Source organism: Streptomyces sp. NPDC006733 (genome assembly GCF_040636125.1).
Classification (GTDB): Bacteria; Actinomycetota; Actinomycetes; order Streptomycetales; family Streptomycetaceae; genus Actinacidiphila.
The window spans coordinates 52,645-68,079 of record NZ_JBEYJD010000039.1 but is presented as its reverse complement, the minus strand read 5'-3'; the positions used below and the strand labels follow the sequence as shown (position 1 = coordinate 68,079).

At 71.0% G+C, this 15,435-nt stretch carries 14 protein-coding genes; 13 read left to right on the top strand and 1 reads right to left on the bottom strand.

The genetic code is table 11. The features are described 5' to 3' along the window. Positions 1–18: 18 nt before the first annotated feature. On the bottom strand, positions 19–1,266 hold the full coding sequence (locus ABZ721_RS30150) for a helix-turn-helix domain-containing protein (RefSeq protein ID WP_358791915.1): 1,248 nt from the start codon (positions 1,264–1,266) through the stop codon (positions 19–21). Between the two features lie 429 nt (positions 1,267–1,695). Between ABZ721_RS30150 and ABZ721_RS30145 the strand changes: the two genes are divergently transcribed. The 13 genes from ABZ721_RS30145 to ABZ721_RS30085 all read left to right on the top strand — a co-directional run bounded on the left by ABZ721_RS30145 (position 1,696) and on the right by ABZ721_RS30085 (position 15,424). Next, on the top strand, positions 1,696–2,325 hold the full coding sequence (locus tag ABZ721_RS30145; protein ID WP_358791914.1) for a hypothetical protein: 630 nt from the start codon (positions 1,696–1,698) through the stop codon (positions 2,323–2,325). Between the two features lie 316 nt (positions 2,326–2,641). Continuing rightward, entirely contained in the window at positions 2,642–4,309 is a 1,668-nt protein-coding gene (locus ABZ721_RS30140; protein WP_358791913.1) for a DUF6801 domain-containing protein, read from the top strand. 54 nt (positions 4,310–4,363) lie between these two features. Beyond that, entirely contained in the window at positions 4,364–5,392 is a 1,029-nt protein-coding gene (locus ABZ721_RS30135; protein ID WP_358791912.1) for an ATP-binding cassette domain-containing protein, read from the top strand. Beyond that, a complete protein-coding gene (locus tag ABZ721_RS30130) occupies positions 5,389–6,216 on the top strand; it encodes an ABC transporter permease (protein ID WP_358791911.1) in 828 nt (275 codons plus the stop codon). The genes ABZ721_RS30135 and ABZ721_RS30130 overlap by 4 nt, the downstream gene beginning before the upstream one ends. 3 nt (positions 6,217–6,219) lie before the next feature. Continuing rightward, on the top strand, positions 6,220–7,110 hold the full coding sequence (locus ABZ721_RS30125) for an ABC transporter permease (RefSeq protein WP_358791910.1): 891 nt from the start codon (positions 6,220–6,222) through the stop codon (positions 7,108–7,110). Next, complete coding sequence (locus ABZ721_RS30120) at positions 7,107–8,420, top strand: MCE family protein (protein ID WP_358791909.1); 1,314 nt, start codon at positions 7,107–7,109, stop codon at positions 8,418–8,420. The genes ABZ721_RS30125 and ABZ721_RS30120 overlap by 4 nt, the downstream gene beginning before the upstream one ends. Continuing rightward, positions 8,417–9,448 (top strand): MCE family protein, encoded by a 1,032-nt coding sequence (locus ABZ721_RS30115; protein ID WP_358791908.1) that lies wholly within the window; start codon positions 8,417–8,419, stop codon positions 9,446–9,448. The genes ABZ721_RS30120 and ABZ721_RS30115 overlap by 4 nt, the downstream gene beginning before the upstream one ends. Next, entirely contained in the window at positions 9,445–10,503 is a 1,059-nt protein-coding gene (locus tag ABZ721_RS30110) for an MCE family protein (RefSeq protein WP_358791907.1), read from the top strand. The genes ABZ721_RS30115 and ABZ721_RS30110 overlap by 4 nt, the downstream gene beginning before the upstream one ends. Positions 10,504–10,526: 23 nt before the next feature. Beyond that, positions 10,527–11,534, top strand: coding sequence for an MCE family protein (locus tag ABZ721_RS30105; protein ID WP_358791906.1), 1,008 nt, complete (start codon positions 10,527–10,529; stop codon positions 11,532–11,534). A 77-nt stretch (positions 11,535–11,611) separates the two neighbouring features. After that, the gene (locus tag ABZ721_RS30100) at positions 11,612–12,961 is read left to right on the top strand and encodes an MCE family protein (RefSeq protein ID WP_358791932.1); all 1,350 of its coding nucleotides are present in this window, start codon (positions 11,612–11,614) and stop codon (positions 12,959–12,961) included. Continuing rightward, complete coding sequence (locus ABZ721_RS30095) at positions 12,958–14,211, top strand: MlaD family protein (protein ID WP_358791905.1); 1,254 nt, start codon at positions 12,958–12,960, stop codon at positions 14,209–14,211. The genes ABZ721_RS30100 and ABZ721_RS30095 overlap by 4 nt, the downstream gene beginning before the upstream one ends. Beyond that, positions 14,208–14,765, top strand: a complete 558-nt coding sequence (locus ABZ721_RS30090; RefSeq protein ID WP_358791904.1) for a hypothetical protein — start codon at positions 14,208–14,210, stop codon at positions 14,763–14,765. The genes ABZ721_RS30095 and ABZ721_RS30090 overlap by 4 nt, the downstream gene beginning before the upstream one ends. Positions 14,766–14,788: 23 nt before the next feature. Then, positions 14,789–15,424, top strand: coding sequence for a hypothetical protein (locus ABZ721_RS30085; RefSeq protein ID WP_358791903.1), 636 nt, complete (start codon positions 14,789–14,791; stop codon positions 15,422–15,424). The last annotated feature ends 11 nt before the right edge of the window (positions 15,425–15,435 follow it).

Here is a 15,435-nt window from a genome sequence, read left to right as displayed (position 1 = left end):
GCGTCAGCAGGTTCCGCGTCAGCAGGTTTCGCGGGCGGCGGGCGGCAGTCCCGGCAGTCCCGACGGTCCCGCGCGCTCCTGGAGGTGCAGGGCGCGGAGCACGATCTCGGTCGCGAAGCGGGCGTCGGGGTCGGCGAGCCGGTCGCCGAAGGCGCGGTCCAGGATCCGCAGGCGGTAGCGGACGGTCTGCGGGTGCACGTCGAGGAGTTCGGCCATCTGGGCGGCGGTGCCGCGGGTGGTGAGCCAGGTGCGCAGGGTGTCCACGAGCCGGGTGCGCTGGGTGGGGGTGAGGTCGGTGAGGGGACCGAGGTGCTTCCTTGCGAGCTGCTCGATCAGGGCGGGGTCGCCGAGCAGCCACAGCGGGAGTAAGTGGTCCTCGCACCGCACCACCGGCGGCCCCTCGACGATCCCGGCGCCGGCCAGGGCGAGGGTCTGCCGCGCCCAGCGCAGCGAGTCCGCCGCCCCGGCCAGCGGGGTGGTCAGTCCGACCGCCGCCCTGCTGCCGGTCAGCGCGGTGTCGAGGGCCGCGCGCCGGGTCTCGTCGAGGGGGCCGGGGACGAGCAGATGGGGTTCGGGCCCGGACAGGTCGGCGAGGATGTCCCGGTCCAGGACGGCCCGCGTCAGCTTGGACTCCGGGCCCAGAGCGACGAGCGTGACCTCGTCGGGCAGCGGCCAGGCGGCGTGCTCGGCGAGTTCGGCGATCGCGGCGGGCGAGACGGCCGGGGTGGCGAGGATCAGCCGCAGCACCCGGCGGCGCCGGTTGTCGGGCTTCTCGCCCAGCTCGGCCATGGCTTCCAGATAGCCCTCGCGGGAGAGCGAGGCGAGTTCGCCCACGTAAGCGAAGAGCGAGTCGGCGAAGGTCATCATGACGGAGGGCGGGAGGTTGTAGCGCTCGGAGACCTTCATCGCCCGGCGCAGCCCGACCCGGGCGCCGATCCGGTACGCGGCCTGGAGGCTGTCCAGGCTGCGGCCCTCGTACGCCTCGTAGCGGCCGAACCTGCGGCACATGTCGTCGCGGAGCGCGGAGGTCGTGGAGGGGGCGGCGATCTGGTCCACGAAGGTGGCGATGTTCTGCTCGATGCCGATGCGGATCGCGTGCCCGTAGGGCCCGTCCAGGATGTTCGAGTACTCCGGTAACGCCCCGATGATCTCGGTGGACATCTCCTGGAAGAGACTGGGCAGTTCGGGCCACATGATCGCCGCCAGCTCCTGCGGGATCGGCCGCAGTGGTTCGGCCGGTCCCGCGGCCCGTCTTGCTCCGGACACGCTCGTCCCCCCTCAACTAGGCCGCGCCGGCAGGGGCATGGGGCGTGTCAGGAGTGACGTGCGACACGCCGTAGCTCGTCGCAACATAGACCAACCGCGGCCGGAGCGCAGCACCTGGTGGCCGTAAACGTGCACGGACCATGTGTCCGGTGCTCGCCGCCGGACCGCTGTGCGTGCTCACTTCCGGACAGTTCGAGCCGGGGTTTTACTGCTTCGGCGATAAGAAAATACTCGGGAGTAAGGTCGTTCTTCCAATCTCTGGCTGGAGTATTGCGCCACCCTGTTACTGATGCGTAACGTGCCCATTCGCAAGGGCAGCCGAATTCATTCGGTGCCGCGTTCCAGGTATTGAGCCGCAGTCGCAATCCCCGCCTGAACAGCGTGGATCACGGTTAATCAGGTACGCCAACTCCTTGAAAGGATCAGCCCGTGCGCAAGCTGACCAAGAGCACCATCGTCGCCGGTGCGGCCCTCGCCGCCGCCGTCGGATTCGCCACCTCCCCCGCCTCCGCGGCCGGCACTTGGACCGTGTCCGGCAGCACCGGCGCCGGTGGCGCGTTCACCGCGGTGGCGACCAACCCGATCCTGACGGACACCAACACCGGCACCCAGCTCAAGTGCACCAAGTCCAACGCCGGCGGCACCGCGCCGAACGGCACCGGCCTGTCGGGCACCGCCATCGCGTCCATCTCCTCCGTGACCTGGACCAGCTGCTCGGGTCCGGCCGGCATCACCTTCACCGTCACGGCCCAGGGCCTGCCCTGGAAGCTCAACGCGGCGTCGTACGCCGGTGGCGTCACCACCGGCACCCTGACCGGGGTGAAGGCGCACATCAGCGGTCTGTGCAACGCGGACTTCAACGGCCCGACGGCCGGCAGCACCGCCACCCTGACCGGGAAGTACACCAACTCCACCCACACCCTCACGATCAGCGGCGGCAACCTCAAGGCGTACAACGTCTCGGGCATCTGCCTCGGCCTGATCAACAACGGCGACAGCGCGACGTACAGCGCCAACTACGTCGTGACGCCCGGCACCCTGCAGATCACCTCCCCGTGAGCCACGGCCTGTCCCCCCAGGACAGGCCCGGCGCCCGCAGTGCGGACCCCGGCCCGGATCGACGGGCCGGGGTCCCGCGCGGAGCGGGTGCTCACCGGTGCTCAATGGAATACAGGCCTCCGCTCAGTCTTTATCACCGAGTGACAAAGAATCCGGTGGCCGTGAGATCGCCGAACATTCCTGTGTTCGATCACTTGTCCTCGTTATTACCCGCACGTAAAGTCCAGCGTCTCGAACGAGTTCGCCCCGTTACTTTCACGCGCCACCGTCCGGAAGTACCCGCAGTCCTGCGCCGAGCAGTCCGAGGAGTACCGCAATGAGGGGTGCACAGGTCCCACGCCGTACGGTGCGGCTGGCGGCCATCGCCGCGGCGGCGCTCCTGGCGGGACTGCTGCCCGGCGCCGGATCGGCGGCGGTCGGCCGCGACGGACCGCTGGCGATGGCGTACAAGTGCGCCTTCCCCGGCGGCGATCAGACCGTGCACGTCTCCCTCGCGCAGTCGTTCCCGGAGACCGGAGCGGTCGACAGGCCGATCCAGCCCGGTGATCTGACGATGGCGGTGACCGTGCCCCGCGCGGCGGTCGACGGTCTCGTGCCGGACGCCGCCGGCACGCTGGCCGGCACCGGAAGCCTCACCACCCGCGTCACCCAGGGCACGTCCGCCGCCGACGCCTCCTGGCCGGGACTGCGTGCCCCCGCCGTCCCGGTGGCCGGCAAGGACGACCTGGTGCTGACGTTCAAGGGCGAGGTGCCGCCGGTGACCGTCACGGCGGCGGGCCAGGTGAGCTTCGGTGCGGGCGCGTTGGCACTGGAGCTCACGCCGGGCAAGGCGGCCGCGGCGGAAGGGACCCCCGCGGCCGCCGATCCCAGCGCGGCCACCCCGCCCGCGGCCTCTCCCGCCGCGTCGGCGGTACCGGCCACGACGGCGCCCGTGAAGGTGGCGTGCACCCCGCAGGCCGGACAGGACGCGGTCCTGGGCGCGGTGCCGGTCGCGGTGCCCGACCCCACCCCCTCCGGCTCCGCGTCGCCCTCGACCCCCGGGTCCCCGTCGGCGACGGCCCCGACCCCGGGCGGCCCCGCCACGTCGCCGTCGGGACCGGCCAAGATCGCCCCGGGCGCACCGCGCAACAGCACCATCAAGCTGGAGCCGCCGGTGCACTCCGGCAAGTACGACTGCGACGTCCTCCCCAAGGGGAAGCTGGACTTCGACCACATTCCGCTGGCGGACGAGAAGGCCGCGGACGCCACGGTCACCGAGACCAACTTCGACCTCGGCTCCTGCGCCTACGCGATCGGGTACTCCAACGTCCACAAGCTCAACGGCGCCGCCCTCATCAACGATCCGCGCGGCGCCAAGGGCCCGTCCCTGACGTACATCAACATGAACGTGCGGATGGCGGTCCAGCCGAACCCCCCGCAGTACTACGAGTTCGACTCGCTGGGATCCATGACGCTCCCCGTCGCGAACTCCACCTTCCTGACCTACGGGTTCATGCCCACGACGGCGAAGATGGCCCTCACCCCGGACCCGAAGAAGCCGCTGCTGACCATCGTCACGACGGGCACCAACTTCGTGGAGCAGAACGTCATCACGACGATCTACGGATACCAGTGGCTCCGGCTCTACGACGTCAAGATCAATGGCACCCCGCTCGACGTGGGTCCGAACTGCCGCACCAGGAAGCCGATCGAGCTCGCCCTCGTGGGGCTGCAGGACGCGCACATGCCCAACGGCGGCGACGGCAAGCCCGACTACACGATCCTCGACGGCGGCCCGCTGCACCAGGAGAACCTGACGATCCCCGCCTTCACCGGCTGCGGGACGCACGGCGAGAACCTGGACGCGCTCTTCACCTCGGCGGTCTCGGGCCCGGGGAACTCGCTCAACCTCAACCAGGGAACGCTGTGCGCGCCCTGGGCCGGGCTCGGCTGCGACGCGGCGGCCGGAACCGAGATCCAGATCCCGCCGCTGCCGCACCGCTGACCAGCCCTTCACCGGCGCCGCCGACGGCGCCGGCCAACCATCCCGGGAGGTGTTATGGGAATCGAAGTGGTCGTCGAAGGCCTGACCAAGTCGTTCGGAAGTCAGAACGTCTGGCAGGACGTCACGCTCACTCTGCCGCCCGGTGAGGTCAGCGTGATGCTGGGCCCCTCGGGTACCGGAAAGACCGTCTTCCTGAAGTCGGTGATCGGGCTGCTCAAGCCCGAGCGCGGGCGCGTCATGGTCGACGGCGTCGACATGGTGAACAGCCCCGAGCGCGACGTGTACGAGGCGCGCAAGCTGTTCGGCCTGATGTTCCAGGACGGCGCGCTGTTCGGGTCGATGTCCCTCTTCGACAACATCGCCTTCCCGCTGCGCGAGCACACGAGGAAGAAGGAGTCCGAGATCCGCCGCGTCGTGATGGAGCGGATGGACATGGTCGGGCTGCTGGGCGCCGAGGGCAAGCTGCCCGGCGAGATATCCGGCGGCATGCGCAAGCGCGCCGGGCTGGCCCGCGCCCTGGTGCTGGACCCGCAGATCATCCTCTGCGACGAGCCGGACTCCGGGCTCGACCCGGTCCGCACCGCGTACATCTCGCAGCTGCTCATCGACCTGAACGCGCAGCTCGACGCGACGATGCTGATCGTCACGCACAACATCGACATCGCCTCGACGGTGCCGGACAACATGGGCATGCTCTTCCGCCGCCGGCTCGTCGCCTTCGGGCCGCGCGAGGTGCTGCTCACCAGCCAGGAGCCCGTCGTCTCGCAGTTCCTCGGCGGCCACCGGGCCGGCCCGATCGGGATGTCCGAGGAGAAGGACGAGGCCACGATCGCCCTGGAGGAGCGGCACGGCGTCACCGGCAGCAGCTCCGAGCCGCGCACGATCGAGCCGCAGCTGGAGCCGACCCCCGGGCTGCCGGCCCGGCAGGCGGTGCTGCGCCGCAGGGAGCGGGTGCTCGGCATGCTGGACACGCTGCCGCCGGCCGCGCGGCACGCGATCGAGTCCAGCTTCGACCGCACCGGGCACGCCGCCGTCGCGGGCCGGGCCGAGCCCGCGGGACGTGCGGGCGGAGGGCTGTCATGACGGCTCCACCCCCGACGGTTCCGGCCCGCCAGGACGTGCCGGCCGAGCGGCGGCCGGTACCCGGCCTCGGCTGGCTGCGCGAGACGGGCCGGCTCTTCTCGCTCGCCGTGACGACGGTCGGCGCGATGTTCCGCAGGCCGTTCCAGATGCGCGAGCTGATCGAGCAGTTCTGGTTCATCGCGAGCGTGACGATCCTGCCCGCCGCCCTCGTGTCGATCCCGTTCGGCGCGGTGATCGCGCTGCAGGTCGGATCGCTGACCCAGCAGCTCGGCGCCCAGTCGTTCACCGGCGGCGCCAGCGTGCTGGCCATCATCCAGCAGGCCAGCCCGCTGATCGTCGCCCTGCTGATCGCGGGCGCGGGCGGCTCGGCGATCTGCGCCGACCTCGGCTCGCGCAAGATCCGCGAGGAACTCGACGCGATGGAGGTCATGGGCGTCTCGCCCGTGCAGCGCCTCGTCGTCCCCCGGGTGCTCGCGGCGATGTTCGTGGCGGTGCTGCTCAACGGACTGGTCTCCGTCGTCGGCACGCTCGGCGGCTACTTCTTCAACGTGATCATGCAGCACGGCACCCCGGGCGCGTACCTCGCCAGCTTCTCGGCGCTGGCCCAACTGCCCGACCTGTACATCAGCGAGCTGAAAGCGCTGATCTTCGGCTTCATCGCGGGCATCGTCGCCGCCTACCGCGGGCTCAACCCCAAGGGCGGCCCGAAGGGCGTCGGCGACGCGGTGAACCAGTCGGTGGTCATCACCTTCCTGCTGCTGTTCTTCGTGAACATGGTGCTCACGGGGCTGTACCTGCAGATCGTCCCTGCGAAGGGATCCTGACCGATGGCCCTCCTCGACAAGGACGCCCCGCAGGACGCCCCCGTCCCGCCCGACCGCGAACCCGCCGCTCCCCGCGCCGGCTCCCGGTCCGAGCGCTGGTTCGGCTGGCTGGACCGCAGCGGCGACCACCTGATCTTCCACATCACCGTGCTGCTGTGGATCCCCAAGACGCTGCGCCGCTACTTCAAGGAGATCCAGCGGCTGCTGGCCGAGGTCGCCTTCGGCAGCGGCGGGCTCGGGGTCATCGGCGGCACCGTCGGCGTGATGATCGCGATGACGCTCTTCACCGGCACGGTCGTGGGCCTCCAGGGCCACGCCGCGCTCAACCAGGTCGGCGCCGCCGCGTTCACCGGCTTCGTCTCGGCGTACTTCAACACCCGGGAGATCGCGCCGCTGGTGGCGGGTCTCGCGCTGTCGGCCACCGTGGGCGCGGGCTTCACCGCGCAGCTCGGCGCGATGCGCATCAACGAGGAGGTCGACGCCCTGGAGGGGATGGGCATCCGCAGCGTGCCGTACCTGGTGACGACCCGGGTCGTCGCGGGGGTCGTGGCCATCGTCCCGCTCTACGGGATCGGCCTGATCAGCTCGTTCTTCGCCTCACGGCTGGTCACGGTCTACGTGAGCGGCCAGTCGTCCGGCACCTACGACCACTACTTCCAGACGTTCCTGTCGCCCGACGACGTCCTGCTGTCGTTCCTCAAGGTGATCGTCTTCAGCGTCGTGGTGATCCTCGCGCACTGCTACTACGGCTTCCACGCCGAGGGCGGTCCCGCCGGGGTCGGGGTGGCGGTCGGCAAGTCGGTGCGGAACGCGATCGTCGTGATCAGCGTGACCGACTTCTTCCTGAGCCTGGCCATCTGGGGCACCACGACGACGGTGCGGGTGGCCGGATGAACGCCCGCACCGTGCAGCGCCGCTTCGCGGGAGTGGTGTACCTGCTCGTCCCCGTGCTGCTCATCTGGCTCTCCGTGGCGATCTACAACAAGGACTTCTCCGACGACGCGACGGTGACCGTCAGGACCGGCAGCGTCGGCAACGCGATGCACCTGTACGCGGACGTCAAGCTGCGCGGCGTGGTGGTCGGCCAGGTGCGCGGCATCACCGCCGACGGCGACGGCGCCCGCGTCACGCTCGCCATCCAGCGCGACAAGCTCAAGGGCATCCCGGCCGACGTCACCGCGCAGATGCTGCCCACGACGCTGTTCGGGGAGCGGTTCGTGGCCCTCGTGCCGCCGAACGAGAGCACCTCGGGCACGAAACTGCAGGCCGGCAGCACCATCCCGCAGGACCATTCCAGCAACGCCATCGAGCTGGAGCAGGTGCTCGACAACGTCCTGCCGCTGCTGACCGCCGTGCAGCCGGAGAAGCTCTCCGCCACCCTCAGCGCCGTCGCGCAGGCGCTGCAGGGGCGCGGCACCAAGCTGGGCGACAGCTTCGTCACCCTCGACGCCTACCTGGCGAAGCTGAACCCGAACCTGCCCACCCTCAACCGCGACATCCAGGAGCTGGTGAAGGTCAGCCGCGTGTACGGCGACGCCGCCCCCGACATCCTCCAGGCGCTGACCGACTTCACCACCACCAGCGGCACCATCGCCGAGCAGCGCGCCAACCTCAGCACCCTGTACGGGTCGACGACCAGCACCTCGCAGGACCTGACCGCGTTCCTGCGGCAGAACCAGGACACCATCATCCGGCTGTCCGCCGACAGCAGGGGCACGCTTCAGCTGCTCGGCGAGTACGCGCCGTCGTTCCCCTGCACCCTGCGCACGCTGGCCAACTTCGTGCCGGCGATGGACAAGGCGCTCGGCAAGGGCACCGACGAGCCGGGGCTGCACGTCACCGTGCGGACCGTCCCCTCGCTCGGCAAGTACGTGCCCGGCAGGGACAAGCCGTCGTACACGGCGAGCACCGGGCCGAACTGCTACCCGGTGCCGTACCTGGGCCGGCCGACGGGGACGGACAACACGGTGGCACCCGGGCTCACGGGCCCGGCCACCACGAAGCCCCTCACCTCCGCGGACCTCACCGTGGCCGGTGCGGGCAGCGGCAGCGGCGGCCTCGGGCTCGCCAACTCGCCGCAGGAGAACCAACTCGTCAACGAACTGCTGGCGCCCGCGATGAACACGGCGCCGCAGTCCCTTCCCGACTGGAGCAGCCTGCTGGCCGGTCCCGTCTTCCGCGGCGCGGAGGTGAGTCTCAAGTGAGGCGCCGGAGCATCGCGGGCCCGCTGATCAAGTCGCTGGTCTTCATCCTGGTGACGGCCCTGGCCACCACCGTGCTGGCCTTCAGCATCGCCAACACCGGGATCGCGGACACCGTCGGCTACAAGGCGCGGTTCACCGACACCACCGGGCTGATCAGCGGCGACAGCGTGCGGATCGCCGGGGTGAAGGTCGGCCAGGTCGAGGACATCCGGGTGGTGGACCGGCGGGTCGCGCAGGTGACGTTCTCGGTCGAGAAGGGCCGGGCGCTGCCCGCCTCGGTGACCGCCTCGATCAAGTACCTGAACATGGTCGGCCAGCGCTACATCGACCTGCAACAGGGCACCGGGCCGATGGACCGGTCCTTCACACCCGGCTCCACCATCCCGCTGGAGCGCACGTCGCCCGCGCTCGACCTGACCCAGCTGTTCAACGGGTTCCAGCCGCTCTTCGAGGGGCTGTCGCCCAAGGACGTCAACCAGCTCGCCGGGGAGATCATCCAGGTCCTCCAGGGCGAGGGCGGCACCGTCAACAGCCTGATCAGGAACGTCGGTTCGCTGACGACCACGCTGGCGGCCAAGGACAAGGTCATCGGTGAGGTGATCACCAACCTCAACACCGTCCTGACCAGCGTCAACACCCGCGAACAGGGGTTCAACGACCTGGTGGCCACCCTGCAGACCCTCGTCACCGGCTTCGCGGGCGACCGGCAGCCGATCGGGGACGCGATCACCGCGATCTCGCAGCTCACCACCAGTACGGCGGGGCTGCTGGACGACGGCAGGGCGCCGCTCAAGGAGGACATCCGCCAGCTCGGCAGGCTGTCGTCCAACCTGGCCGCGAGCACCCCGCAGATCGAGAACTTCCTGCAGAAGACACCCGTCAAGATGCGGACGATCACCCGCCTCGCGTCGTACGGGTCCTGGCTCAACCTCTACCTCTGCGAGGCCAAGGTGTCGGGCGTGACCACTTCGGACGGCAGCAAGGCGCCGACCGGTATCGCGATCACCGAAGCGAGGTGCAGGTCATGAGCCGGCTGTCGCGCCTGCGGCGGCGGGCGTCGAGACGGCGCCCGAAGCCGATGGCGGAACGCAACCCCGTCGCCGTCGGGATCGTCGGGCTGCTCGTCCTCGTCCTGCTGGGCGCGGTCGTCTACAACGCCGACGCGCTGCCTTTCATCGGGAGCGGCACCACGTACACGGCGGACTTCACCGAGGCGGCGGGGCTCGACCCCGGCAACGAGGTGCGGGTCGCCGGGGTGAAGGTCGGCAAGGTCACCGGCGTGGGGCTCGACGGCGACAAGGTGAAGGTGACCTTCAAGGTCAAGGACACCTGGATCGGCGACGCCAGCCGGGCCGCGATCGGCATCAAGACGCTGCTCGGCGAGAAGTACCTGGCCCTGGACCCGCTCGGCGCCGCCGCGCAGGACCCCGGCCGGCGCATCCCCGCCGACCGCACCACCTCCCCGTACGACGTGACCCAGGCGTTCAACGGGCTCGGCGAGACGTTCGGGGAGATCGACACCGCGCAGCTCGCCAAGAGCTTCGACACCATCTCCGCCACGTTCAAGGACACCGCGCCCCAGGTGCGCACCGCCGTCACGGGGCTCTCCGCCCTGTCGAAGACGATCTCCGACCGGGACGCCCAGCTCGCCAAGCTGCTGGCCGGCAGCAAGCAGCTCACCGGGACGCTGGCCGCGCAGCAGGGCCGGTTCGAGAAGCTGATCACCGACGGGAACCTGCTGCTGGGCGAGGTGCAGAAGCGCCGCGACGCCATCCACGGGCTGCTCACCGGGACCCAGGACCTCGGCATCCAGCTGACCGGACTCGTCGAGGACAACAACAAGCAGCTGGAGCCGACTCTCAGCGCGCTGAGCCGGGTCACCACCGTCCTGCGGAACAACCAGAAGAGCCTGGACGCGGCCCTCGCCGCGATCGGGCCCTACTACCGGCTGGTCGGCAACACCCTCGGCAACGGCCGCTGGTTCGACACCTACCTCTGCGGGCTCGTCCCGCGGAACTACCTGCCCGCCGGCACGCCTCCCACCACCGGATGCATGCCACCCAAGACGCAGGGCGGTCGCTGATGGCCGCATGGAGGACGGCACGCATGTCCAGGAGGCGCGGGCTCGCACTCGGCACCGTACTGGTGCTCGTACTCGTCGCGGTCGCCGGCGGGATCTACGTGTTCGGCGGGAGCGGCGGCAAACGCATCACCGCCTACTTCGACCAGGCCGTCGGCGTCTACCCCGGCTCCGACCTGCGGGTGCTGGGCGTGAAGGTCGGCACCGTCGACTCGGTGACGCCCGAGGGCCGCCAGGTGCGGGTGGACCTCACGCTGGACAAGGGCGTGAAGGTGCCGGCCGAGGCGGGCGCCGTCGTCGTGGCGCCCAGCATCGTCTCCGACCGCTACGTCCAGCTGAGCCCCGCGTACACCGGCGGCGCGCAGATCCGCGACCGGGCGACGATCCCGGCCAGCCGCACGGCGACCCCGGTGGAGGTCGACCAGCTCTACGAGAGCATCACGAAGCTCAGCGACGCGCTCGGCCCCGCGGGCGCGAACTCCAAGGGGTCGCTCTCCGCGGTGCTCGACACCGGCGCCGCCAACCTCGGCGGCAACGGCAAGCTGCTCGGGGACACCATCGAGCAGCTCGGCAAGGTCTCCAAGACGCTCTCGAAGAACAGCGGCCCCTTCTTCCAGACGCTCACCTACCTGCAGTCCTTCACGACGATGCTGAAGAACAACGACACCCACGTGCACCAGGCGGCGCAGCAGCTCTCCCAGGTCACCGGCTTCCTCGCCGAGGACAAGGAGAACCTGGCGGGCGCGCTGAAGCAGCTCGCCACCGCGCTGGGGCAGGTGAAGGGCTTCATCCAGGACAACAGGACCCGGCTGAAGTCGGTGGTGGACCAGCTCGCCCCGCTCACCCAGTCCCTCGTCGACCAGCGGGCCTCCATCGCCGAAGCGCTCGACACCGCGCCGCTGGCGGCCGACAACGTCCTGAACGCCTACGACCCGGCGCACCGGACGATCAACGGCCGGGCCAACATCAACGAGCTGAGTTTCCCGCTGCCGACCGTCGGCACCGTCTACGGCACGCAGGGAGCGCCCCGGTGAGACGTACGAACCGGGTCGCCGCGGCGGCGGCCCTCACGCTCGCCCTCGCCGGCTGCTCGGCGCCGGGGCTCGGCGGCATCGAGACCCTGCCGCTGCCGGGCGGCGCCGACCTCGGCAGCCACCCGTACACCGTGACCGCCGAGTTCGCCGATGTCCTCAGCCTCGTCCCGCAGTCGGCGGTCAAGGTCAACGACGTGGCGGTGGGCCGGGTCACCGCCATCGACCTCGCGCCGAACGGCTGGACGGCGAAGGTCACGATGCGCGTCAACGGCAAGGTCGTCCTCCCGGCCAACGCGTACGCGCACCTCGAACAGTCCAGCCTGCTGGGCGAGAAGTTCGTGCAGCTCGCCGCGCCGGATCGGAAGACGGGCGAAGCCGGCACCGGCCGGCTCGGCGACGGCGCCCGGATCCCGCTCGACCGCACCAACCGCAACCCGGAGGTCGAGGAGGTGTTCGGCGCGCTGTCGATGCTGCTCAACGGCGGCGGCGTGGCCCAGCTCAAGACGATCACCGTGGAGCTCAACAAGGCGCTGAAGGGCAACGAGCCCCAGGTGCGCTCCATGCTCACCCGCGTCGACGCCCTCGTCACGGACCTGGACGGCCACAAGCAGGACATCACCGCGGCGCTCGACGGCGTCAACCACCTCTCCGCGACCCTCGCCACCCGCGACCGGCAGATCGGCACGGTGCTCACGGGCCTCAGCCCGGGTCTGAAGGTCCTGGAGGAGCAGCGCGGCTCATTGGTGACGATGCTCCGCTCGCTGGACACCCTGTCCCAGGTCGCGGTCACCACCGTGAACAGGAGCAAGGACGACATGGTCGCCGACCTCAAGGCGCTCGCGCCCACCCTGCAGCGGCTCGCCGACTCCGGGAAGGCGCTGCCGGACTCGCTCCAGGTGCTGCTCACCTATCCGTTCACGGACGAGGTGCTCAGCGGCGTCAAGGGCGACTACCTCAACGTCTACCTGGACATGACGGCGGCGCCGGGCACCATGATCGTGCCCGAGCTCGACTACGCCGACAACGTCTACCCGCCGCCGACCCAGGACCCGGGGACGGACGCTGGCACCGACGCGGGCACCGACGCCGGCACGGATGCCGGGACCGACGCGGGTACTGACGCCGGGACGGACGCGGGGACCGATGCCGGCACTGACGCCGGAACGGATGCGGGCACCGACGCCGGGACGGACGCCGGGACGGACGCCGGGACGGACGCCGGGACGGACGCCGGGACGGACGCCGGGACGGATGCGGGCGCCGATGTCGGCGGCACGGACGCCGGGACCGACGGCGGGACCGACGCGGGAGCGGACGGCGGCGGGACCGAGGGCGGTGCGGGCGCCAGGTCGTCGTCGCTCTTCCCGCTGCCCTCCGTCGGACCGGTCAGGACCGTTCCGGCACCCTCGGCGGGAGGCCACTCGTGATCACCCTCGGCACCCGGCTGAAGAACGTCGCCTTCCTCGTGATCGCCGTCCTCGTCCTCGGCTTCATCGGGGCCCGGTACGCCGACCTCGGCCACTACTTCGGCATGCGCGGCTACTACGTCGTCAAGGTCCAGCTGCCGCAGACCGGCGGGCTGTTCACCCACTCCAACGTCACCTACCGCGGGGTCTCCGTCGGCCGGGTCGGACCCATCACGCTCACCGACGACGGGGTGGAGGCCGAGCTGCGCATCGACGACTCGGCGCCGCCCATCCCCTCCCGGCTGCAGGCCGTCGTCGCCAACCTCTCCGCGGTCGGCGAGCAGTACATCGACCTGCGCCCGACGGCGGACGGCGCTCCGTACCTGGCGGACGGCGCGCGCGTCCCGGTGGCCGACACCCGCACCCCCGCCCCGGTGACGAACCTGCTCACCAGCGTGGACACCCTCGCCTCCTCCGTACCGCTGAAGTCGCTGCAGACCGTCGTCGACGAGTTCGGCAAGGCGTTCCAGGGCCAGGGGGACAACCTGCAGTCGCTCGTCGACAACAGCACCGACTTCATCCAGGCCGCCGACAAGAACGAGCCCGCCACCACCAAACTCATGATCGACGGGGCGACCGTGCTCGGCACCCAGGCGCAGGAGGGCGACGCCATCAGGTCGTTCGCCACCAGCGCCAAGGACCTGGCCGCGTCGCTGAGCGGCTCCGACACCGACCTGCGCCGGCTGATCACGGCCGCGCCGGAGGCCGCGACCCAGGTCAGCGGCCTGCTGCGGGACCTCAACCCCAGCCTCAGCGTGCTGCTCGCGAACCTGCTGACCACCTCGGACGTGGCCGTCACCCGCCAGCACGGGATCGAGGAGCTGCTGGTGCGGCTGCCCGCGGTGGTCGCGGCCGGTGCCACGGCCATCAACGGCAAGGGCGCCAACCTCGGGATGTCGGTGACGTTCTTCTCGCCGCTGCCCTGCACCGCCGGATACGGGGGGACGACGTACCGCAACGGCCTCGACACCAGCGCCACGTCGAAGCTCAACACCGGGGCGCGCTGCACCGCCTCGCCGGGCAGCGGCACCAACGTCCGCGGCTCCGCCAACGCCCCGAAGGGCGGCGTCCCGGCGGCGACCCGGCCGGGCGCGCTGCTGCTGGGCACCGACGCGGGCGGCACCCTGCCCGCCGCCCTCGGCCTGCCGTCCCTGCCCGCCAGGGAACCCTCCGGCATGAGCGGCCTGCTCGGACTGGAGCCGCGCCCGTGACCGGCCGGCGGCTGTCCCTGCCGCGCCCGCCGCAGCTCTCCGCGTCGGCCAGGAGCGCCGTCGTCTGGGCGGTGGCGGCGGCGATCGTGGTGTTCTGCGCGTTCGCGGGCTGGTCGTACCGGGAGGCGCGGACCGACGAGTCGCTCGCCTACGCCAAGGCCCGCGACGCCGTCCTGGCCGACGGGCGGCGGAACATCGCCCGCCTCAACAGCATCGACGGCACCGATGCCCAGCACGTCCAGGAGGGGCTGCGGCAGTGGCTCGACGCCACGACCGGGCCGCTGCACGACGAGGTGGCCCGCACCAACGCCCAGAGCGGCACGTCCCTGCAGCGGGCCGGGACCAGCGCTCGCTGCACCGTCACCGACGCGGCGGTCACCGAACTCGACACCCGGTCGGGCACGGCCAGGCTCATCGCGACGGTGCGGGTGGCGCTGACCCCGCGCGGCGGCGCGCCCACCACCGACCGCAAACGTTTCGAGGCCGGGCTCGCCCGTACGTCCGGGGGCTGGCGGCTCACGGCGATCAACGCGGTACCCGTCGGCGCGGGCTGATCCGGGAGATGAGGGCGAAGAGCGTGAGCACCACAGGAGACACCAGGACCGAACCCGTCGACGAGGCGGTCGACGTCGAGGACCCGCCGGAGGCCGAGGACCCGCGGGAGGCCGAGGACGCACCGGCCGCGCCGGCGACCACCCGGTCCGCCCGGCGCCGTCGCGTCACCCCGGCCGCGATCGCCGCCGGGCTGCTGGCCGTCCTGCTGCTGGCGGGCACCGGGCTCCTGATCCGCACCTCCCAGCTGACGGACCCGGCCGCCACGTCCAACGCGGCGCTCACCGACACCGCGGCGACCAGCCGGGTCATCGGGGACGTCAGCAACACCCTCGGCAAGGTCTTCTCGTACACGCCCGAGGACACCCGGGCCACCGAGCTGGCGGCCAAGGAACTGCTCGCCGGGTCGGCGGCCGGGCAGTACGAGGCGCTGTTCGGGCAGGTCAAGCAGCAGGTGGCCGCGCAGAAGCTGACGCTCACCACCCATGTGGTGCGGGCCGGGGTCACCCGGCTCGACGGCGACAGCGCGCAGCTGCTCGTCTTCCTGGACCAGACGGCGGAGCGCAAGGGGAAGAAGGCCACCACGGCGGCGGCCCAGCTGTCGGTGACCGCCCGGTTCCACGACGGGCACTGGCAGATCACCGACATCACGTCCCGGTAGGGGAGAGGCAC